This window comes from Citrobacter sp. C6_1, assembly GCF_014596835.2.
In the GTDB taxonomy this organism is placed as follows: domain Bacteria; phylum Pseudomonadota; class Gammaproteobacteria; order Enterobacterales; family Enterobacteriaceae; genus Citrobacter; species Citrobacter pasteurii.
The window spans coordinates 4,595,147-4,616,834 of the sequence record NZ_CP115031.1; the positions used below are offsets into that span (position 1 = coordinate 4,595,147).

The 21,688-nt window shown below is 53.8% G+C and carries 19 protein-coding genes and 4 tRNA genes; 5 read left to right on the forward strand and 18 right to left on the reverse strand.

The genetic code is table 11. The features are described from left to right. Positions 1-6: 6 nt before the first annotated feature. From corA to IB196_RS22010, 8 genes are all read right to left on the reverse strand, one after another. The gene (corA, locus tag IB196_RS21975) at positions 7-957 is read right to left on the reverse strand and encodes a magnesium/cobalt transporter CorA (protein WP_003017920.1); all 951 of its coding nucleotides are present in this window, start codon (positions 955-957) and stop codon (positions 7-9) included. A gap of 154 nt (positions 958-1,111) precedes the next feature. Further along, entirely contained in the window at positions 1,112-1,168 is a 57-nt protein-coding gene (gene ysgD / locus IB196_RS21980) for a YsgD/CorL family protein (RefSeq protein ID WP_212723238.1), read from the reverse strand. A 247-nt stretch (positions 1,169-1,415) separates the two neighbouring features. Continuing rightward, entirely contained in the window at positions 1,416-3,578 is a 2,163-nt protein-coding gene (uvrD, locus tag IB196_RS21985) for a DNA helicase II (protein WP_003017922.1), read from the reverse strand. 88 nt (positions 3,579-3,666) lie between these two features. Continuing rightward, positions 3,667-4,383 (reverse strand): 5-amino-6-(5-phospho-D-ribitylamino)uracil phosphatase YigB, encoded by a 717-nt coding sequence (yigB, locus tag IB196_RS21990; RefSeq protein WP_005133304.1) that lies wholly within the window; start codon positions 4,381-4,383, stop codon positions 3,667-3,669. Beyond that, positions 4,383-5,285, reverse strand: a complete 903-nt coding sequence (gene xerC, locus IB196_RS21995) for a tyrosine recombinase XerC (protein ID WP_005133307.1) — start codon at positions 5,283-5,285, stop codon at positions 4,383-4,385. The genes yigB and xerC overlap by 1 nt, the downstream gene beginning before the upstream one ends. Further along, complete coding sequence (locus tag IB196_RS22000; RefSeq protein ID WP_155022045.1) at positions 5,282-5,989, reverse strand: DUF484 domain-containing protein; 708 nt, start codon at positions 5,987-5,989, stop codon at positions 5,282-5,284. The genes xerC and IB196_RS22000 overlap by 4 nt, the downstream gene beginning before the upstream one ends. Beyond that, on the reverse strand, positions 5,986-6,810 hold the full coding sequence (gene dapF, locus IB196_RS22005) for a diaminopimelate epimerase (protein ID WP_005133314.1): 825 nt from the start codon (positions 6,808-6,810) through the stop codon (positions 5,986-5,988). The genes IB196_RS22000 and dapF overlap by 4 nt, the downstream gene beginning before the upstream one ends. Positions 6,811-6,846: 36 nt before the next feature. Beyond that, positions 6,847-7,050 carry a lipoprotein gene (locus IB196_RS22010; RefSeq protein ID WP_005133315.1) on the reverse strand — a complete coding sequence of 68 codons (204 nt, stop codon included), beginning with the start codon at positions 7,048-7,050 and terminating at the stop codon, positions 6,847-6,849. A 137-nt stretch (positions 7,051-7,187) separates the two neighbouring features. On the opposite strand from IB196_RS22010, the gene cyaY reads away from it, so the two are divergent. Next, positions 7,188-7,508: an iron donor protein CyaY gene (cyaY, locus tag IB196_RS22015; RefSeq protein ID WP_003828967.1), complete on the forward strand. Its 321-nt coding sequence runs from the start codon at positions 7,188-7,190 to the stop codon at positions 7,506-7,508. Positions 7,509-7,602: 94 nt separating this feature from the next. On the opposite strand, the gene cyaA is transcribed toward cyaY, so the two are convergent. Beyond that, positions 7,603-10,149 (reverse strand): class I adenylate cyclase, encoded by a 2,547-nt coding sequence (cyaA, locus tag IB196_RS22020; RefSeq protein ID WP_005133319.1) that lies wholly within the window; start codon positions 10,147-10,149, stop codon positions 7,603-7,605. Positions 10,150-10,539: 390 nt separating this feature from the next. On the opposite strand from cyaA, the gene hemC reads away from it, so the two are divergent. From hemC to hemY, 4 genes are read left to right on the forward strand one after another with little or no spacing between them, the layout of a single operon-like run. Further along, the gene (gene hemC / locus IB196_RS22025; protein ID WP_005133320.1) at positions 10,540-11,481 is read left to right on the forward strand and encodes a hydroxymethylbilane synthase; all 942 of its coding nucleotides are present in this window, start codon (positions 10,540-10,542) and stop codon (positions 11,479-11,481) included. Then, the gene (hemD, locus tag IB196_RS22030; RefSeq protein WP_005133323.1) at positions 11,478-12,218 is read left to right on the forward strand and encodes a uroporphyrinogen-III synthase; all 741 of its coding nucleotides are present in this window, start codon (positions 11,478-11,480) and stop codon (positions 12,216-12,218) included. The genes hemC and hemD overlap by 4 nt, the downstream gene beginning before the upstream one ends. A gap of 21 nt (positions 12,219-12,239) precedes the next feature. Next, complete coding sequence (gene hemX, locus IB196_RS22035; RefSeq protein ID WP_188232248.1) at positions 12,240-13,421, forward strand: uroporphyrinogen-III C-methyltransferase; 1,182 nt, start codon at positions 12,240-12,242, stop codon at positions 13,419-13,421. Positions 13,422-13,423: 2 nt separating this feature from the next. After that, positions 13,424-14,623 carry a protoheme IX biogenesis protein HemY gene (gene hemY, locus IB196_RS22040; protein WP_005133325.1) on the forward strand — a complete coding sequence of 400 codons (1,200 nt, stop codon included), beginning with the start codon at positions 13,424-13,426 and terminating at the stop codon, positions 14,621-14,623. Between the two features lie 445 nt (positions 14,624-15,068). Here hemY and IB196_RS22045 read toward each other — a convergent pair. From IB196_RS22045 to wzxE, 9 genes are all read right to left on the reverse strand, one after another. Next, positions 15,069-15,145, reverse strand: a tRNA-Pro gene (locus IB196_RS22045). A 41-nt stretch (positions 15,146-15,186) separates the two neighbouring features. Beyond that, positions 15,187-15,272 (reverse strand) — tRNA-Leu (locus IB196_RS22050). 20 nt (positions 15,273-15,292) lie between these two features. Continuing rightward, positions 15,293-15,368, reverse strand: a tRNA-His gene (locus tag IB196_RS22055). 56 nt (positions 15,369-15,424) lie between these two features. Next, a tRNA-Arg gene (locus IB196_RS22060) sits at positions 15,425-15,501 on the reverse strand. A gap of 102 nt (positions 15,502-15,603) precedes the next feature. After that, the gene (locus IB196_RS22065) at positions 15,604-16,989 is read right to left on the reverse strand and encodes an amino acid permease (RefSeq protein WP_005133326.1); all 1,386 of its coding nucleotides are present in this window, start codon (positions 16,987-16,989) and stop codon (positions 15,604-15,606) included. Between the two features lie 279 nt (positions 16,990-17,268). Beyond that, complete coding sequence (gene wecG, locus IB196_RS22070) at positions 17,269-18,009, reverse strand: lipopolysaccharide N-acetylmannosaminouronosyltransferase (protein WP_005133328.1); 741 nt, start codon at positions 18,007-18,009, stop codon at positions 17,269-17,271. After that, positions 18,009-19,364: an ECA oligosaccharide polymerase gene (wzyE, locus tag IB196_RS22075; RefSeq protein ID WP_040230069.1), complete on the reverse strand. Its 1,356-nt coding sequence runs from the start codon at positions 19,362-19,364 to the stop codon at positions 18,009-18,011. The genes wecG and wzyE overlap by 1 nt, the downstream gene beginning before the upstream one ends. Next, the gene (locus tag IB196_RS22080; protein ID WP_005133334.1) at positions 19,361-20,440 is read right to left on the reverse strand and encodes a TDP-N-acetylfucosamine:lipid II N-acetylfucosaminyltransferase; all 1,080 of its coding nucleotides are present in this window, start codon (positions 20,438-20,440) and stop codon (positions 19,361-19,363) included. Before IB196_RS22080 ends, wzyE begins: the two co-directional genes overlap by 4 nt. After that, entirely contained in the window at positions 20,437-21,687 is a 1,251-nt protein-coding gene (wzxE, locus tag IB196_RS22085; protein WP_005133335.1) for a lipid III flippase WzxE, read from the reverse strand. The genes IB196_RS22080 and wzxE overlap by 4 nt, the downstream gene beginning before the upstream one ends. Position 21,688: the final 1 nt, after the last annotated feature.

The following is a 21,688-nucleotide window of genomic DNA, read 5'->3' on the forward strand; positions in this document are numbered from 1 at the left end:
CAGCCCTTACAACCAGTTCTTGCGCTTAAAGTACAGATACGGCGCCAGACCCGCGAGCATCATAAAGACAATCGCCCCAGGATAACCGAAGCTCCAGTGCAGTTCCGGCATGAACTCAAAGTTCATCCCATAGCTGGAAGCCACCAGCGTCGGCGGCAGGAACACCACAGAAACCACTGAGAAGATCTTGATGATGCGGTTCTGCTCAATGTTGATAAAGCCCATCGCCGCCTGCATCAGGAAGTTAACCTTCTGGAACAGTGATTCGTTGTGCGGCAGCAGGGATTCGATATCGCGCAGGATTTCACGCGCCTGCTCCAGTTGGCTGCCCGGCAACCGCGCTTTACGCACCAGGAAGTTCAGCGCACGCTGGGTATCCATCAGACACAAGCGTACCTTCCAGCCGATATCTTCCAGTTCCGCCAACGTCGAAAGCGCTTCGTCATATTCATCGCCCTGACGCCCTTCCATGATCACACGACTGAGTTTTTCCAGGTCGCTGTAGATGTTTTCGATCTCATCCGCCAGCTGTTCAATTTTGGTTTCGAACAGGTCGAGCAACAGCTCGTAGGCGTTGCCATCCACCATCGCCTGGTTACGCGCACGCATGCGATACAGGCGAAAGGCCGGCAATTCGCGCTCGCGCAGGGTAAACAGGCGACCTTCGCGAATAGTAAATGCGACGGTTGAGTTACCCGCGTGATCGTCGGCGTCTTCATAGAAGAAGAAGGAGTGAATGTGCAGACCGTCTTCGTCTTCAAAAAAACGCGCGGATGCTTCAATGTCTTCCAGTTCAGGGCGCGTAGCCAGATTCTGGCCCAAGTCCTTTTGCACACGGTTTCGTTCTTCGTCATCCGGCTCGACTAAATCGACCCAAACCGAACTGGCCAGGTGCTCGATCTCGTCTGCCTCAAGGCGAGTTAAACGATTGTTTTCCAGTTGAAATGCGCTCAGCATGACCGGGACTCCCAATGCAAAAAATTATCGGACAGTTCGGAGGGCACACAGAAACAAATTGGGTTTCAGACCATTAAACAGCCTGACTCAGCGCGACGGGAAAAAACAGAAGGTCGCTGACAACCGCGAAGGCTATCAGCAAAAAGGGATAGCCTTAGGAGTTGATCCTGGATGACAGGATAATGAGCCAGTATCTACTGGGTGTGTCCAAGGCGAATGTCCTCTTAGCGTAATCGTGCGCGCATGTTACGCCAGCAAAATTTTGACGTCAACACGCAACGGATGGCGAAAAAGTAATAATTTCCCCTTATACAGAAAGGTTAGCAGAGGGGAATTATTTATCTATGATTTCAGAATATTAACCGACAGATAGCCGGATGGCGGCTTCGCCTTATCCGGCCTACAAATCACAATGTTACCCGGTCAGTAGGCCTGATAAGCGCAGCGACATCAGGCGATCACACCGTTTCCAGTCTTGCGTAAGCCGCCACCAACCATTTGATCCCCTGCCCCTGAAACGCGACCTGCAAACGACTGTGCTCGCCGCTGCCTTCCAGATTGACAATAGTGCCCTCGCCAAACTTGGCATGGCGCACGCGCTGGCCAAGCTTGTAGCCGGTATCGTTTTCCGCCATTGGCGTGCCCATTCGCTGATGGCTCACCGGACGACTGACCGTGGCGCGCAGACGTACCTCTTCAACACACGCCTCCGGCAGTTCACCAATAAATCGCGACGGGCGATGGTAAACCTCTTTGCCGTACAGACGACGCGTTTCGGCGTAGGTCAGCGTCAGTTTTTGCATCGCACGGGTTACGCCGACGTAGGCCAGGCGGCGTTCCTCTTCGAGACGTCCGCCTTCGTCCAGCGACATCTGGCTGGGGAACATGCCTTCTTCCATGCCGACGATAAACACCTGCGGGAACTCCAGACCTTTCGCCGAGTGCAGGGTCATCAGTTGCACCGCGTCCTGCCAGGTATCCGCCTGCCCTTCGCCCGCCTCCAGCGCGGCGTGAGACAGGAACGCCTGCAGCGGCATTAAATCTTCGTCTTCTTCGTTGTAGCTGAACTGGCGCGTTGCCGTTACCAGTTCGTCTAAGTTTTCAATACGCGTCTGGCCCTTCTCGCCTTTTTCCTGCTCGTACATCATGCGCAGCCCGGAGTCTTTAATCACCCGGTCAGTCTGCACGTGCAGCGGCATATCGGCGGTCTCCTGCGCCAGGGCATCAATCAGTTCCATAAAACGCTGTAAGGCGCTGGCGGCACGACCCGCAAGGGCTTTTTCCTGCAACAGTTCACGACAGGCCTGCCACAGCGTTAGCTGGCGGTCACGTGAGGTCTGGCGCACCACATCCAGCGTACGATCGCCAATCCCGCGCGTCGGTGTATTCACCACGCGTTCAAACGCCGCGTCGTCATTACGGTTAGCGATCAGGCGCAGGTAGGAGAGCGCATCTTTGATTTCCTGGCGTTCGAAGAAGCGCATCCCGCCATAAATACGGTACGGCATGCTGGCTTGTAACAACGCCTCCTCCAGTACGCGCGACTGGGCGTTGCTGCGGTACAGAATAGCGCATTGTTCAAGCGCGCCGCCGTTGTCCTGCCAGGTCTTGATGCGGTTAACGACAAAGCGCGCTTCATCGAGTTCATTGAATGCGCAGTACAGCGAAATCGGTTCACCGTCGACGCCATCGGTCCACAGCTTTTTACCCAGACGCCCGTTGTTGTTCTCAATCAGGGCGTTAGCCGCGCTGAGGATATTGTTGGTCGAGCGGTAATTCTGCTCCAGGCGAATGGTTTCTGCGCCCGGGAAATCTGTGAGGAAGCGCTGGATGTTTTCCACCTGCGCCCCGCGCCAGCCGTAGATCGACTGGTCGTCATCACCCACGATCATCACTTTGCCGGTGTCGCCCGCCAGTAAGCGGATCCAGGCATATTGAATGTTGTTGGTATCCTGGAATTCGTCCACCAGGATATTGGTAAAGCGTTCGCGATAGTGCTGCAGAATATGCGGTTTGTTGAGCCACAGTTCATGGGCGCGCAGCAGCAGCTCGGCGAAATCCACCAACCCGGCGCGATCGCACGCTTCCTGGTAAGCCTGATACACTTTCTGCCAGGTTTGCTCAACCGGGTTGCCATAGCTCTGCAGATGGTGCGGGCGCAGCCCTTCGTCTTTCTGACTATTGATAAACCACATCGCCTGACGCGGCGGCCACTGCTTCTCATCCAGGTTCATCGCTTTGATCAGGCGCTTGAGCAGACGCAACTGGTCTTCGCTGTCGAGGATCTGGAAATCCTGCGGCAGGTTGGCATCCATATGGTGCGCGCGCAACAGACGGTGCGCCAGACCGTGGAACGTACCCACCCACATACCGCCCTGGCTGGTTCCCATGATCTGACCAATACGGTGGCGCATTTCCGCCGCCGCTTTGTTGGTAAAGGTTACTGCCATAATGGAGTATGGCGAGTTGTTCTCTACCGTCAGTAACCAGGCGATACGGTGCACCAGCACGCGCGTTTTACCACTCCCCGCGCCTGCCAGAACCAACATGTTGCTGCGTGGCGCGGCCACAGCCTGGCGCTGTTCGTCATTGAGGCTATCGAGCAGGTAAGAAACGTCCATTGGCACCGCCGCGTAAAAGTAGGTAAGGCGGAAAAGCGTAGCGCCATCCGCCAAAAAGCTGGGTATATATACAGAGTTCTGCTGGTGATTATATCAGCGAGGTCAGAGATGCCAACTGTGAAATTTCGATATGCGGCAGCAAACGACTATCTGCGGTGTGCATCAGGTCGGCATTTTCCGGTTTGATCCAGCAGGCCTGCATACCACAACGGATGGCGCCCGCGACGTCTGTCATCAGGTCATCGCCCACGTGCAGAATCTCGCCAACGGGCATGTTCAGTTTTTCCGCCGCCAGCGCGTACATGTCGCTGAACGGTTTTGATCGTCCGTCGGGACCGGCGCGCAGCACAAACTCAAAATAATCGCCCAGGCCAAACAGTTCCGGCTGCGCGTTACCGTTGGTAATCGCCACCAGCGGCCATTTGCGGGCCAGCGCCTTCAGCGTGTCATGCGTCGCCTGCGGGACATCAATACGGCTACGCCATTTGGCGAAATTCATCATCGCCGCATTCGCTCCCATTCTGGCTTCTGCCGCTGACAACCCCGCCTCCAGCATAGCGCGCTCTACAGCACGGTGACGCCATTGGGTAACGTCGTGGTAGATTTCCGGCTCGGCGTCGCGAACGGCCTGACGTAAGCGCTGGAGGTCGCTATTTTGCAGCGAACTCAGCGCCGGATGGTAATTCTGTACAAACGCGAGCGCTTCCTGCTCGGTGCGTGTGATAACGGGACGGTTATCGTAAAGGGTGTCATCAAGGTCAAAGGTGAGCGCAGAAATGCGCCCCAAAGGCCGGTAAAAACGCATTATTTCCCCCGTTTGGCGCGCGGATGCGCCGCATCGTACACTGAAGCCAGGTGTTGAAAATCAAGATGGGTATAGATTTGGGTGGTAGAGAGATTGGCGTGTCCCAACAGCTCTTGTACCCCGCGCAGATCACCGCTCGACTCCAGCATATGCGTCGCAAAGGAGTGGCGCAATTTGTGAGGATGAACGTGGCTGTTCAGCCCCTGCTTGATACCCCATTCCGCAAAGCGTTTCTGCACGTTGCGCGCCGAGATACGTTTGCCCAGTTTTGACAGAAATAACGCATCGTCATCGCAGCCAAACAGTCCGCGCAGATCCAGCCAGTGCTCAATCCACGCCACCGCATTGCGGCCAATCGGCAGGCGACGCTCTTTACTGCCCTTGCCCATCACCCATACTTCGCCGATGTCGAGATCGAGATGTTTAATATCCAGCCCAACCAGTTCAGACAGACGTAGCCCTGCGCCGTACATCACTTCCAGCATCGCGCGGTCGCGCACGGCGAGGGGATCGTTGAGGTCGATATCCAGCAGGCGATTAACGTCGTCGACATCGATATTTTTAGGCAGATGACGCGGTGCTTTGGGTGCGGAAACGCTTTTTGCCGGATTAGCGTTCAGCTCGCCCTGACTGACCATCCAGTCGAAGAAACTGCGCAGCGCAGACAGGCGCAAAGCCAGGCTCGCCGGTCCCAACCCTTTACGGCGACTGCGCACGGCAAAACTACGAACCATGAGCGCATCACACTGCTGCCAGCTTTTCAGACCGGTTTCACCGGCTAACGCGATAATGGCATCAAGCTGACGCTGATAATTAAGCAATGTGATCGGGCTAAGCTGGCGCTCAACGCCCAGATAGCGCAGAAAGCGCGCCACATCCTGAGAAAGGGGGGAGTCGGTCATACGCGTTCAATCCAGCGCTCCAACAGCTCCGGCAACATCAGCGAGATTTCCTGCAATAACTGTGTTCCTTGCCCTTGCTGGTAATGATTAACGTCACGACTGCTGAACAACATCACGCCAAGGGATCCATCCTGCCCGAGCATCGACATCGCCACCGAGCCGATGGCTTTCGCTTCCGGCATCATGATCAACAGTTCCGGGCCGTGGAGTGGCCCAAGGTAGTGCTGTGACTGACCAAGACGCTGAATGCGCAGCGGTTCGAAAGCCTGGCGGCTTAATGCCAGATGGGTGAATTTTGAGGGCGCGCCAAGTCGCCAGCGATCCGGGAACAAACGAACCGTCGCTCCCGCCAGCCCTAACTCACGCGCCCAGCGATGAAGTCGCATCAGCATGTCGTCGAGACTGTTCGCGGACACCAGTCGTCCTTGCAGATTTAACAGTCGATAGAACAGGCTTTCGTTGGCATTCGCTTGTTCCATCAACAACGCCATATTCTCTTCCAGCACGTTGATATGATTGCGTGCCCGAGCCATATGCCATTCAACTAAAGAGACCGTGCCCCGCACCGGGTGCGGGACGCGCATCGCTTCAACCGCTTGAGCATTACGGATAAAAAACTCAGGATTACGTTGCAGATAATCGACGACCGCCCGGTCGTCCAGTTCCATGAGCGTTTCCTGTAGTTCTTCCCCTGGTTGCTTCATAAGTGAATAAATCCGTCGTAGACATGTGCCGCCGGGCCAGTCATATATAACGGATGACCCGGACCTTTCCAGGCGATATCAAGTCGGCCGCCCGGTAATTCCACCCTCACTTCATCTGCCAGCAGGCCCTGCTGAATACCGACAGCGACAGCCGCACACGCGCCGCTGCCACAAGCCTGCGTTTCACCCGCACCACGCTCATAGACGCGCAGTCGGATATGCTCGCGCTTCACCACCTGCATAAAGCCAATATTAGCGCGTTCAGGGAAGCGTTCATGGCTTTCCAGAACCGGCCCCAGTGTTTCTACCGTGGCTGTATCAACATCATCAACCTGAATTACGCAGTGCGGATTACCCATTGAAACCACGCCGCACAATACTGTCTGCTCGGCCACTCGCATAATATAGGTCTTCTCTGCTTTATTGGCACGGAAAGGAACCTGCGAGGGTTCAAAGTTGGGTTCCCCCATGTTGACCCGCACCAGCTCATCATCCGTTACGCTTAATACCATGCGGCCATTCGCAGTACTGACACGAATATCACGCTTATTGGTCAGCCCTTTCAGGCGCACAAAGCGGGCAAAGCAACGAGCGCCATTGCCACACTGTGACACTTCACTGCCATCAGCATTAAAAATGCGGTAATGGAAATCCAGCTCCGGATCGTACGGCGGCTCGACGACCAGCAGTTGATCGAACCCAACACCCAGATGTCTGTCGGCCAGGCGGCGGATCAGCTCGGGTGAGAAAAAGACATTCTGCGTTACCGCGTCGACGACCATAAAATCGTTGCCAAGGCCATGCATTTTAGAGAATTGCATCATTCACTCCGTTCACGCGGGTACAGAAACTTACCGTCAGTAATTCACCTGAGAAGGTCCATCACTGATTCCACGATCGTTTTTATCCGGCGTCGTAGATTGTGCTGGTGACTGAATGCTCTTCGTCGGAGGCGGCGCGTTTTTGTCTGCTGGCGGGAAATAGAGAGGTCCCTTCAGACCACAGCCCGTCAGGCTGAACAGTGTAAAAAGTACAGCGAGTGCCTGAAACACGTTTTTCATTATGGATTGCCTGTAAGTTCATGCTTTCTGTTTTCTATCATCGCAGGAGAAGGCGTAAAAGCAAGAGTTTGGCTAAAAACTGCAACGTGATTTATTCCGCGTTATACTGCGACCATCACGAAAAACAGGATAAAAAAATGAACGACAGTGAATTTCATCGCCTTGCCGACACCCTGTGGATGACCATTGAAGAGCGCCTGGACGACTGGGATGGCGACAGCGATATCGATTGTGAAATCAACGGCGGCGTGCTGACCATCAGCTTCGAAAACGGCAGCAAAATTATTATTAACCGTCAGGAGCCGCTGCACCAGGTGTGGCTGGCGACCAAACAGGGCGGCTACCACTTTGATCTGAAAGGCGACGAGTGGATCTGCGATCGTAGCGGCGAAACGTTCTGGGATCTGCTGGAACAGGCGGCAACGCAACAAGCGGGTGAAGAGGTTAGCTTCCGTTAAGTTGTAGTGCCGGATGCGCTTCGCTTATCCGCCCTGGGTATGTCGCGCATTTGTAGGCCGGATAAGGGGTTTACACCGCCATCCGGCACTATGCTTAAGAGAAATACTGCTGCAACTGCGGCGCGTCGTTGTCCTGATTGACGGGCGGAACAGCGCTAATCGGCTGGGTGCGGAACGGGATCACCTGCGCGCGCCCATCAGTTTTCACAATCTGATAAAACTGCGGCAGGTTAAAGTTGATAAAACTGGAGCCGTAAGTGAAGCGATCGTGCGACGATGAATAGAAGCGACTGACATCCCGCACCAGCTCTTCTTTACTGCCTTCACAGTGGTGATACACCTCGACACGGTTACTCTCATCCAGAATGTAGATGTTAAAGCCCTGCTCATCACCCGTCTCTTCAAAAAAGAACTGAATGATCCCTTCGCTGGCAAAACCGTCCACCACCGACGGCAATTTCACATGGTTGGTCTCAACCTGGACGGAAAGACCGTGCAGTTTGTTGTGCGAAATCGCGCCATAGAATTCAATCGCGTTTTCCAGCTTCTGTACCGAGACATTCAGGCGTTCGAAGAACAGTCCCCACGTCTGGCCGGAAACACGCAGTGCTTTAAAGCGTCCGGTTTCCTGGCGCGTACTGGACAGGCGTAATTCGATGCACTCAGACACCAGTTGCTGTACGCGGGTACGAATTAAACCGCGCAGATGCTGGCTATAGCAGAAGACCTCAACGCTATCCGGCGGCGCGGCATCCTGATGCATTTTGCCCAGAATCGTTTTTAACGCTTCAATCATCGCCTGCTCGCCGTTGAAGTGCAGGGTTCGCACTTCATTCCACGAGTTGCGATACAGCAGGTCTACGCTACCGACCAGGCAATTTTGCTCTTCGCCAAAGCTGAAGACATCCAGCTTACGGAAATCAAAATGCACCACCTGATTGCGGAATGCCGCCGTCGGGTCATATTCGAGGTTAACGATAATCGCCAGATGGCGAATTTCGCATGGGCTATAGAGCGCTTTCGGCGTTGGCGCAGGCAGTCGCAGCGGGAAGTGGTGCGACACGTCGGCGACCATTTCCTGCAGCTTCGGCAAATCAACAATGCCGTTGCCCTTAATAAACAAATGCGTACGCGAGGTCAGCAGGCCATTGAACCAGGCCCACGCCACCAGCTTGTTGAGATAGCGGTTATATTCCAGCGGCTGATGGCTGATGATCGAGTCCATGTTAGGCGCGCGGTTGTAGAGATACCAACCCGAACGGTTGGCACGACCCGGCGGTACATGGATAAAGGTCAGATTCGGTTCCGAGAGATCCGGTGAGATCTGCGGGTTCACCAGCGTCACTTTGCCGGGCAAGGCTTCAAATGCGGCATACAGCTTACGGGTCAGCACGCCGATATCCTGCGGGCTGGCGCTGACGCTGAGGTTATTACGCCGCGCAAAGCGGATCAGGTTACGATAGCTCTGCATCATCGCATCGAGCAGTTCGTTGTGCGCTTCGCGTACCTGGTCAATTTTCCAGTTAGCGCGGTTATCCAGCATGGTCAGACGGGCATCATCCCAGCCCCACTCTGTCACTAATTGACTTAATACTTCACGACGCCAGCCCACGCAGGCGCGTTCACGGCTCAGTTTCTCACAGACTTTTAAGTAGAAACATCGACGCACTAAATCCAGACGCGTCGGGTCTTCGATCGCCGTGAGGTATTCGGTAACGCGCTCCAGCATCATGCAGTAAGGGTCGAGACCAAAAGAGACGATCTCGCCGTCGTGCAGGCGCTGTTTAATGTCTTTCGCCAACAGGCGTGGGTTGGGATATTCCCAGGAATAGGCTTCCAGCAACAGCGTTTTCAGCACCGCTTTGTACGGGGAGTCGATACTCTTGTACAACTGCCAGAGGCTGGCGCCAAAGTACTCTTCGGCGGAAAGCGAACTGAGTCCGCCGAGATCCAGCCATTCATTTGGCGTTAACACCCCCTGTGCGTAGAGCGTCATGACGTAATCGTCGTAGTGCTCTTCTTCGTCGCCCGGCACCATATTCCACAGAATACGTTTACCCGCGAGGCGCACAGCGGTGCGATAGAATTCATCCAGCAACAGGATATGCTGCGTCGAGCCACAGTCTTCACCCCCCAGACTGCCGCTTTCATTGTGACGGAAACGGTTTTCATCAATCAGGAAGAAACTGACTTCCACGCCCAGCGAAGCGGCCCAACTTTCCAGCAGGCTGCATTTACGTTGCAGCAACTGCCGCTCTTCGCTATCCAGCCAGGATTGATGGCAGACCCAGATATCAAGGTCAGACGAACAGCTTTGCCCTACCGAAGAGGTACTGCCCATCGAGTAAACGCCAGTGATCGGCAGTTCGCCCTTCGGCGGGTCCTGCGGCGACATGCCGCGGTACAGTTCCAGCTCGTTCAGGTAGTGGCGTTGGGTTTCATCAGGCGTGTAAAGGCATATGCCTTTGGGAACGTTACCATCGAGGTAACCCGGCATCAGCGGATGGTGGTAGTGCAATAATGTCGGCAGCAGACTGTATACCTGCTGGAAAGCAGGTCCCATGGCAGCAAGCGCGCGATCCACACGCAGTTGATTTATGGCATCCAGTCTCTGTTTCAGAGTCTCAATATAGAGGTACAAGACGTATCGCCTGATGTTGCATCCATCATGGTGTCGATAGCGGCGGTGCAAACGCTCACCACCCTCGCTCATCAATCCGGATAAACCGTATGTCAAAAATAACCGTTACCTTTTTCCCCTGCACTTTTATTAGTTACAGATGAAAAAATGGTCTAAAACGTGATCAATTTAACACCTTGCTCATTGACCGTAAAGAAAGATGCGCTACATACAAGTGTAGCACCGTTCGTTACGTGTAAATTCCTTCATACGGTCGGGAGGTTTCTCGTCATTAATCACTGCCAGTGATGATGCAGCGCCTTTTCCTCTCACTTACGTTTGAGCGTAACGCTGACATCCCTTTGATAAGGATGTTAGGATGGTCAATGATTGATAATGACGGTAACAAGCATGTTAGACAATGTTTTGAGAATTGCCACACGCCAAAGCCCCCTTGCGCTCTGGCAGGCACATTATGTCAAAGACGCCTTAATGGCAAACCACCCCGGTCTGATCGTGGAACTGGTTCCTATGGTAACCCGTGGCGACGTGATTCTGGATACCCCGCTGGCGAAGGTCGGGGGGAAAGGGTTGTTTGTTAAAGAGCTGGAAGTCGCACTGCTGGAAAAACGCGCAGACATCGCCGTGCATTCCATGAAGGATGTGCCGGTCGAATTTCCTGAGGGTCTTGGGCTGGTTACTATTTGCGAGCGTGAAGATCCGCGTGATGCTTTTGTCTCCAATAAGTACAACACGCTGGATGAGCTGCCAGCAGGTAGCATCGTTGGAACGTCCAGCTTACGTCGCCAGTGCCAATTGGCAAAACAGCGCCCGGATCTCATCATCCGCTCACTGCGCGGCAACGTAGGCACTCGCCTGAGCAAACTGGACAACGGCGACTACGACGCCATTATTTTGGCCGTCGCCGGATTAAAACGCTTAGGACTGGAGTCGCGAATCCGCGCAGCACTGGCACCAGAAGTGTCTCTGCCTGCGGTCGGACAAGGCGCGGTGGGGATCGAATGTCGACTCGACGATCAGCGCACTCAGGCACTGTTAGCGCCACTCAACCATGAAGAAACAGCCCTGCGCGTAAAAGCAGAACGTGCCATGAACACCCGCCTGGAAGGGGGATGTCAGGTGCCTATCGGCAGTTATGCCGAACTCATCAACGGTGAGATTTGGCTGCGGGCGCTGGTTGGCGCGCCTGACGGTTCACAGATGGTATGTGGAGAACGTCGTGGCGCCGCGCAGGATGCTGAACAAATGGGCATATCTCTGGCAGAAGAGCTGCTGGAAAACGGTGCTCGCGCCATTCTGGCTGAAGTTTATAACGGAGATGCCCCCGCATGAGTATTCTGGTCACCCGCCCATCTCCCGCTGGGGAAGAGTTAGTGAGCCGTCTGCGCACACTGGGGCAGGTGGCCTGGAGTTTTCCGCTCATCGAGTTTTCACCTGGTCGGGAACTGGCAACACTTGCTTCCCGACTGTCGGCGCTGACGGAGAACGATCTGGTCTTCGCCCTCTCGCAGCACGCCGTTACCTTTGCAGATGCCGAGCTTCAGCAGCAAGAGAAAAGCTGGCCATCCCTTCCGCGATATTTTGCCATTGGCCGTACAACGGCGCTGGCGCTGCATACTGTCAGCGGCTTCAATATTCACTACCCTCTGGATCGGGAAATTAGCGAAGTCTTGCTACAATTACCTGAATTACAAAATATTGCGGGAAAACGCGCGCTTATATTACGCGGCAACGGTGGCCGTGAGCTGATAGGTGAAACCCTGACGGCACGCGGAGCCGATGTCGATTTTTGTGAATGTTATCAACGCAGTGCAAAATATTACGATGGTGCAGAAGAAGCGATGCGCTGGCAATCCCGTGGCGTAACCACGGTGGTCGTCACTAGCGGAGAGATGCTACAACAGCTCTGGACGCTTATTCCACAGTGGTATCGTGAGCACTGGTTACTACGCTGTCGGCTGCTGGTCGTCAGTGAGCGTCTGGCGCACCTCGCCCGGGAACTGGGCTGGCAAGATATTAAGGTCGCTGATAACGCCGACAACGATGCGCTACTACGCGCATTACAATAACTCTCATAATGGGATGCCATAATGACGGAACAAGAAAAATCCTCCGCCGTGGTTGAAGAGACCAGGGAGGCCGTGGAAACCACGTCACAGCCAGTTAATACTGAAAAAAAGAGTAAAAACAGCACGGCGCTGATTCTGAGCGCTGTGGCGATTGCTATTGCGCTGGCGGCAGGCGTGGGGCTGTATGGCTGGGGAAAACAGCAGGCCACTACGCAGACAGCAACCAGTGATGCGCTGGCAAACCAGCTCATGGCGCTGCAAAAAGCGCAAGAAACCCAAAAGACCGAGCTGGAAGGAATTATTAAGCAGCAGGCAACACAGCTGGATGAAGCCAATCGCCAGCAGACTGCGCTGGCCAAACAGCTTGATGAGGTTCAGCAAAAAATCGCCACTATCTCCGGAAGCGATGCCAAAACCTGGCTGCTGGCGCAGGCCGATTTTCTGGTGAAACTGGCGGGGCGTAAATTATGGAGCGATCAGGACGTGACCACCGCCGCAGCGTTGCTGAAAAGCGCCGATGCCAGCCTGGCTGACATGAATGACCCCAGTTTAATTGCCGCTCGTCGCGCGATTACCGACGATATCGCCAGCCTCTCTGCGGTAACTCAGGTCGACTATGACGGCATTATCCTCAAGGTAAACCAGCTCGCTAACCAAATTGATAACCTGCGTCTGGCTGATAACGATACCGATGATTCACCGATGGATTCTGACAGCAGCGAGCTTTCCAGCTCCATTAGCGAATGGCGCGTCAATCTGCAAAAAAGCTGGCAGAACTTTATGGACAGTTTTATCACCATTCGCCGTCGTGATGAAACCGCCGTCCCGCTACTGGCACCAAACCAGGATGTTTACTTACGTGAGAACATCCGTTCACGCCTGCTAGTGGCGGCGCAAGCCGTACCTCGCCATCAGGAAGAAACATACCGCCAGGCGCTGGAAAATGTCTCCACGTGGGTTCGCGCCTATTACGATACTGACGATGCGGCGACAAAAGCGTTCCTTGAAGAGGTCGATCAACTGAGCCAGCAAAGCATCAGCATGGACGTACCGGAAACGCTGCAGAGCCAGGTTATTCTTGAGAAGCTAATGCAGACTCGTGTGCGTAATTTGCTGGCCCAGCCGTCCACATCTCCGGCTGAAGCCGCACCTGCACCAGTACCTCAGGCAGACGTACCGGCAACCGCGCCGCAGGGAGAATAATGATGCTAAAAGTATTATTGCTCTTTGTGCTGTTGATTGCCGGGATCGTCGTTGGTCCGATGATTGCTGGTCATCAGGGCTATGTTCTGATCCAGACGGATAACTACAACATCGAAACCAGCGTGACGGGTCTGGTGATCATTCTGATCGTCGCGATGGTCATTCTTTTTGCGATTGAGTGGCTGCTGCGCCGTATATTCCGTACTGGTGCGCATACCCGCGGCTGGTTCGTGGGGCGTAAACGCCGTCGTGCGCGTAAGCAGACCGAGCAGGCGCTGCTTAAACTGGCAGAAGGCGACTATCAGCAGGTTGAAAAGCTGATGTCAAAAAATGCCGATCACGCAGAACAGCCGGTGGTGAATTACCTGTTGGCGGCAGAAGCGGCTCAGCAGCGTGGTGATGAAGCCCGAGCTAATCAACACCTTGAACGCGCAGCCGAACTCGCCGGAAATGATACGATCCCGGTCGAAATCGCCCGTGTTCGCCTGCAACTGGCGCGTAATGAAAACCATGCCGCACGCCACAGCGTAGACAAACTGCTGGAAGTGACGCCACGTCATCCGGAAGTCTTGCGCCTGGCTGAACAGGCTTATATTCGCACCGGTGCGTGGAGTTCTTTGCTGGATATCATTCCATCAATGGCGAAAGCGCATGTTGGTGATGAAGAACACCGTGTGATGCTGGAACAGCAGGCATGGGTGGGTCTGATGGATCAGGTTCGCGCCGATCAGGGCAGCGAGGGGTTACGCGCATGGTGGAAAAACCAGAGCCGTAAGACTCGTCATCAGGTTGCCCTGCAGGTGGCGATGGCAGAACATCTGATTGAGTGTGACGATCACGATACGGCACAGCAAATCATCATCGATGGTCTGAAACGTCAGTATGACGACCGCCTGGTGCTGCCGATCCCACGTCTGAAAACCAACAACCCGGAACAGATAGAAAAAGTACTGCGCCAGCAAATTAAAGTGGTGGGCGACCGCCCACTGCTGTGGAGTACGCTTGGTCAGTCATTGATGAAGCACGGTGAATGGCAGGAAGCTACGCTCGCCTTCCGTGCCGCGCTTAAACAACGCCCGGATGCATACGACTACGCCTGGCTTGCCGACGCACTGGACAGGCTGCATCAGCCAGAAGAGGCGGCAACAATGCGGCGTGATGGCCTGATGTTGACCTTGCAGAACAACAACCCTCCGCAGTAACTCCCTCTTGCCCGGTGGCGTTTTGCTTACCGGGCCCACTCCCTATATGCAAATCATTCATGAAGCAGCTTGAAGGATGGCGTGTATATGCATAAAAAAACGCCCGCTCGGTAAGGAGCAGGCGTTAAACAGGTCTGTATGACAACATAAATGGGTGCTTCACTCAACGTTATGTCCATGGTGTTTGATGAAGCTAAAGCGACATCTGTCAGTGGACGATAAGCACCGTAAACGGCTCTGCATCATTCCTGTGTTTATGAGGCCTGATGGCGAACATAAGAGATGGAATGAGCATCTACGCGCATATTATTACACAGCGTATGCGGTGATTGCACTGTAAAAACCAGGGATTGCGGCTTTTTAGGACTTCATGACATTTGGGGGAGAAGAGGGACAAAAGTGAAGAACAGAAAACAAAAAACCCCGCCGAAGCGGGGTTCAAAATTGGTCGGCGAGAGAGGATTCGAACCTCCGACCCACTGGTCCCAAACCAGTTGCGCTACCAAGCTGCGCTACTCGCCGTTTTACTGCTTTTTGAATTTTTAGTTCAATTCTTTAAGTCGTGGTGCGAGGGGGGGGACTCGAACCCCCACATCCTAAGGACACTAACACCTGAAGCTAGCGCGTCTACCAATTCCGCCACCTTCGCATTTCACAACTTTAAATTAATGGGGTGGCTAATGGGATTCGAACCCACGACAACTGGAATCACAATCCAGGGCTCTACCAACTGAGCTATAGCCACCACTGCAAATCTTTTACGCGGTATTAAAACCACCGCAGCTCCGGCACCTTACTAAATGGTGCGCCCGACAGGATTCGAACCTGAGACCTCTGCCTCCGGAGGGCAGCGCTCTATCCAGCTGAGCTACGGGCGCTTAGCGCCGTTGCGGGGCTGGATATTACGGAGGTCTCGGTCTGCTGTCTAGTGCTTTTTTAAAATAAATTATCGTTTGGTCACGCTTTGTGCGTTTTGTCGCTTATTCCTGCAATTTTTGGGCTGTGCCATGACGATTCAGGCCAAAAACCTTATAAATGAGCGTCACCGCCAGTAAGAAGCCAATGCCAACAAACAGCGACATTCGGGTATCTTCATTAAAGTACATGCCAATTAATACGCAAATCAGGAACGCCATCGTCAAATAATTCGCCCACGGGAACAAAATCGAGCGGAAAGGATGACTGGCGATCGCCGCCTTATGGGCCTGACGGAAACGCAGCTGGCTTATCAGGATCACAAACCATGGCACCATCCCCGGCAGTACGCTGGCGCTATAAACATAAACGAATACGCGCTGCGGGTTGGGAATGATGTAGTTCAGGCACGAACCAATCAGCAGGATCGCGATAGAAATGGCCACACCGGCAACCGGTACGCCATGGCGAGAAACTTTTCCAACAGCGGCGGGTAGTTGGCGATTCTTTGCCAGCGCATAGAGCATGCGCCCGCAGCTGTACATCCCGCTGTTACAGCCAGACAGCGCCGCCGTCAGGACCACAAAGTTGATAATCCCAGCGGCTGCTGTAATACCAATCCTGGCAAAAGTGAGAACGAACGGGCTGCCGTTGCTGCCAATCTCATTCCACGGGAAGATAGTGACGATAACAAAAATCGCGCCCACGTAGAAAATCAGGATACGCCACAGGACCTTACCCACTGCGCTACGTAGTGTGACCTGTGGATTCTTCGCTTCACCAGCCGTGATGCCGATCAGCTCCACGCCCTGATAGGAAGCAACAACAATACACAATGCTGTCAGGAACCCTTTCCAGCCACCCGCGAAGAAGCCGCCATGCTCGGTCAAATTGCCAAAGCCGATCGCCTGACCACCGTTACCAAAGCCGAAGAAAATCACCCCTACGCCAATGACAATCATCACAATGATGGTGGTCACTTTAATCATGGCAAACCAGAATTCGATTTCACCATACAAGCGAACTGCTGCCAGGTTTGCCAGCGCCACCAGACCCACCGCAATCAACGCGGGTATCCATTGCGCCATTTCCGGGAACCAAAACTGCACGTAGACCCCAATGGCGGTAATCTCCGAGATCCCCACCGCCATCCACATAAACCAATATGACCATGCGGTAAGATAGCCAAAGAAGGGGCTCATATAACGGTGAGCGTAAACGGCGAATGAGCCGGTGACCGGCTCCAGGAACAACATCTCCCCCATGGAGCGCATGATGAAGAAGACGAACAGCCCAGCGACGATATACGCCAGCAGAACCGACGGTCCAGCCCATTTCAGGGTACTGGCAGCCCCCATAAACAGTCCGACGCCAATGGTGCCGCCAAGGGCAATTAATTCGATGTGACGAGCCTCCAGCCCACGCTGTAGCTCAGATTTATTCTCTGCCATAGATCCTCTTGTTGTGTTTGCATTGTTTCCGGTATTACCGGTTATCGTTATGGGGACATCGTTTTTTTGCCATAACAGGCCATTCAGCACCGACCACTTTACGGTTGGCGCCAAAAACACCACGGCACTGCAATGATTGTTGCGAATGGTTTCTTAAAATCGCCTAAATGGCAATTAAAGCATTCAAAAAATGAATAGATTGTGCGAGAAAGCAGCGATTATGTTGTGAATAAGTAGCACGTTTAGCATAACGCGCTACTGAACAACGCAGAGGTGATGTCAGAGATTGCCGGTATAGTGCCAGCGGAGATAACGTAATAAACGAAGTTGGCGGGTGATACGACTCGGTTGCAGCAGCAAGCGATACAGCCACTCCAATCCCAGGCTCTGCCAGAATTTGGGCGCGCGCTTTACGTGCCCGGTAAACACATCGTAGGTGCCGCCCACGCCCATATACAGCGCATGCGGATGGACCTGGCGACAATCGCGCATAAAAATTTCTTGTTTCGGCGAACCCATCGCCACGGTAACAAGTTGCGCGCCGCTGGCATGAATACGCTCAAACAGCGCCTGACGCTGATCGGCGGTAAAATAGCCGTCCTGACTGCCAACAATATTGACGTGCCATTGTGCGCGCAGTTTTGCCTCTGTTTGTGTCAGAACATCAGGCTTACCGCCAACCAGGAATACGGGCGTTCCTTCCTTCCCGGCGCGTGCCATCAGCGCTTCCCAGAGATCGGCACCCGCCACACGTGATACCTGCGCCTGCGGGAATTTTTTACACACGGAACGCACCACGCTGATCCCATCCGCATATTTAAACTCAGCGGCCTCGATCAACGTCCGAACCTCTGGGTTATCCTCCGCTGTCAGCATTTTTTCAGCGTTAATTGCTACCAGCGTCCCCTGCCTGAGACGTCCCTCGGCAAACAGGTAATTCAGCGCATGTTGCATATCGCGCCAGCCAATCAGTTCTAATCCGCGCAGTGAATACAGCGGCGCAGTTGTGTTATCTGTCATTACGATCCTTCAACCTGTGTCCGGGGCACCGACTTTATTCGTTTATGGATGAGTCCCGCACTATCAAACAGCCAGTACAACAATTTTGCCACCAACAGACAGATACCGAAAATCACGAGGAAAAAGACAACTCGCGAGACAAACGAATCTAACCCTTCACGTGCCAAAACGATCATATTAAAAATGGCACCGAAACAGAAACTGTGCAAAATCGCCGACTTATAGCGATTAGTTTCCCGGTTGCCTAATTCATACAACCAGTCGAACCATTTAATAATTAGGCCAACCACAATCGCACCTAACGGTATAAACAAGGCACCTCCCATCACCACCAGCGAACCAATCAGCGTCGGGGAGATAGCCAGGCCCGAGTGGTTGTTCAGCACTTCCCAGGTAAAATAGTTTGCGGAATTGAGCACAATGCCAGGTCGGCCCGGCCACAGCCAGGACGGTATAAAGACGTAGAAATCACGGACGATCGGCGCCAGTCCCTGAAACTCAATATTGTGGTAATTTTGCAGCAATAGCGCCAAATTCTCCCACGGCGAGAAGGTGTCGCGCGTCAGGTACAAGAACGTATAGAACGCCTCATCGCCGCTGACGTTCATCCCGTAGCGTTTCAGCGCCAGCCAGAACATCCCGACAATACCCAATACACCCGCCGCGGCCAGCATCCACAGCGAAATCCAGCCGCGAATAATGCCGATAAACAGGAAAATGGCAAACGCGATAATAATATTGGCGCGGGTTCCGCCAACAATCATGTACGTCAGCAAACCAAATGCAACGGTACTCACCAGGAAGAACAGCCACGCTTTGCTGTCCTGACGCAGGAAGTAGACCACCAGCATCGCCGGAATGAAGAAGTAGAAGAAGCGTTTCAGAGCCACCCCGGAGACTTCACTGGAGAAAATCTGGCTATAGGATTGCAGCCTGAATAGCAGGAAACCGTTGTGCATAAAGAAAATGCCCACGCTCACCAGCGCAATCGCCATCAGGATAATCCAGGTCAAATGTGCTTCAACGCGATTGATGGTAAACAGCGGTTTGCGCGTTCTCTCCGGGCTCCGTTTCCGCAGACGTGTTTTATAGGTCACATAGTACACTGCGTAGAAACAGGCAGCGGACAGCAACGCCTGCAGCAGAATTTCCGGCGGGGCCACCGCCACATCAAAGCGAAAGACCAGCACGCTGGTCAACGGAAAACCAAAGAAAAACGTCAATAAAAACAGCAATGAGAAGAAGACATTGAAGTTAAACCGCACGCGTCGGAATTCAAACCAGGTCAGCGTGGCGATAAACAAAGTTGAGAGCAGCCACACCACCAGCAGACCGCTGAATTGCATCAGACTCATACGGTTTCTCCTGAGGCAATGCGCAGCGCGTTATGCCACGGTTGCAGATAATTCGGGCTAAAGAAAGTAATTGCACTTTTATCAACCGATGCCAGCTGGCGCTGCGCCTCGCGTACAATGCCTTCATTGAGTACATCTGTCGTAAACAGAACCGGGATGTTTTGCTCTGCCATATCCTGCCAGAATGGGTTTTCACGATTGAGCACGCACGGGATCCCCGCCTGAATCAGCAGACACAATGTACCAATCCCCTGTTGACGGGCAAAAATAAAGTAACCCAGATCGCACTGACGCAGTAGCGCCAGATAGGCATCAAACTCCAGCTTTTCACTGAGAATTTGCAGGTTATCGGCGCTAAATAACGCCAGACCCGCCTGGCGCACGTCTTCAATATAGCCTGCATTATTTGCCGGGTAACCCATTGGCACAATCACGTTCACCGTATCACCAAACTGCTGATGAACAGCGCGTAGCGCGGCAATATGCTCATTACTGCGATCGCCAGAGTTCCCGACCAGGATCGTCATCTTGCCACTACGCTGACATTCACTGCTCATGTTATTGAGCGCGGGATCCATCCGCGTCGGGAAATAGAGCAATTCCCCGCGTACACGTGGATGCAGCTCAGCGAAATAACTCAGATCGCCTCGCGTGGCAAAGACACAACCCACGCGGTTTTGTGCCATTCGGCGAATCGGGTAAAACAGACGGAATTTCAGCCCACTGGAGACTTCATACAGATCGGCACCCCAAATATGCCAGTAAAACTGCTCAGGCTTAATCCCCCCGCTCAGCAATGCCAGCCACAGGCTGGTATTGAACTGCCCATGAAAGAAGAAACGCTGCTGGCGATCCGTCTTAGCTTTGGCGATAACGGCCTCTGCCAGCGCCTTCTTTCCGCCGTAGAAACTCAGTGATAATGCCGGGCAGCTCTCGCTAAATCCCGTATCCTGACCGGCAACCATAAACACGCGCGCGTGCTCGCTTGTTGCAGCCAACGCGTCGTTGAAGAACCGCAGCACGGTTTGGTTATGGTGAGGGATATCCGATCCCAGAACGTGAATCAGTACAGTCATACCCGCCTACGCCAGAGTAAAAACACGCCACAACAAAGAGAAAAATAGACGATGTACGTTGCCATATAGGCCTGTGCCGCGCCCAGAGCACCATGCACGGGGATCAACCAGTGAGCAAATGCCGTCAACAAAATGAACTGGCTAATTTCGGCCAGAATATAAAACCGCAGCGAGGCCTTCGCGATCACCAGATAGCCAAATACGTAGGCACCCACTTTCAGTACATCCCCCACCAGTTGCCAGGCAAACAAATCACGCATGGCGGTGAATTTAGCGGAGAAAAGCAGCCAGATAGCAAAATCACGTAACAGCCAGACGGTAAAACTCGCGGCGGCAACTGCCGGCAATACAAATTTCAGCGATTTGATAACTTCATGCGTGATGTCGCGCTTTTCAGTCAGGCGAGACAGTGTTGGCAGCAGATACACACTGAATGAAGCGGTAATAAATTGCAGGTACGCATCAGAGATACTGCTCACCCCCTGCCAAATCCCCACGTCATCCCAGCTGTATTGCGCCGCCAATAGGTTTCGCATCATCACATACGCCACTGGCAGCGTCACAGAGGTAATGAGCGCCATCAACGTAAACTTGCTGAGTTTCCCTGCCAGCCCGTTATCCCAGGAAGGTTTCAGGTATTGCACAGGGAGGGCTCCACGCTTGATCAGCATAAGCATGGCGGGCACCACCACCAGCGCTGGCACCAGCGCCAGCCCCAGCAAAGCACCTTCGTATCCGCCCAACCGATAGCAACCGTAGTAGGCCACGACGCCGACCAGGCTGCCAATAATCAGCGATAGCGCATTACCTGCGGCATCACGGAATCCTTTCATCAACGCCAGCAACAGGTTTGCCCAGGCAATCCCCATCTGTACCAACGCAACCAGGCGTACCAGCCCCTGAAAATGCGTATGACCAAACAATCCCTGACTGATAGGCGCTGCTGCCAGCAAAAAAATCGCCGCCATCAGCGTAGAGAATCCCAACACCATAGCGGATGATGTCCCCACCACCTTACGCAACCGCGCCGGGTCATCATGGTGCTGCGCAACGTATTTCGTGACGCCGTTGAAAATCCCAGCGCCCGCCAACACGCCAAGCACGGTGACCATCTGACGGAAGTTTCCCGCCTGGCCCACACCCGCAGGGCCGAAAGAGACCGCCAGCAGTTTTACCACCAACAAGCCCGCACCAATTTTTACCAGCGTACTGGTAGCCGTCCACAAGGACGCTTTAGCCAGCGACATA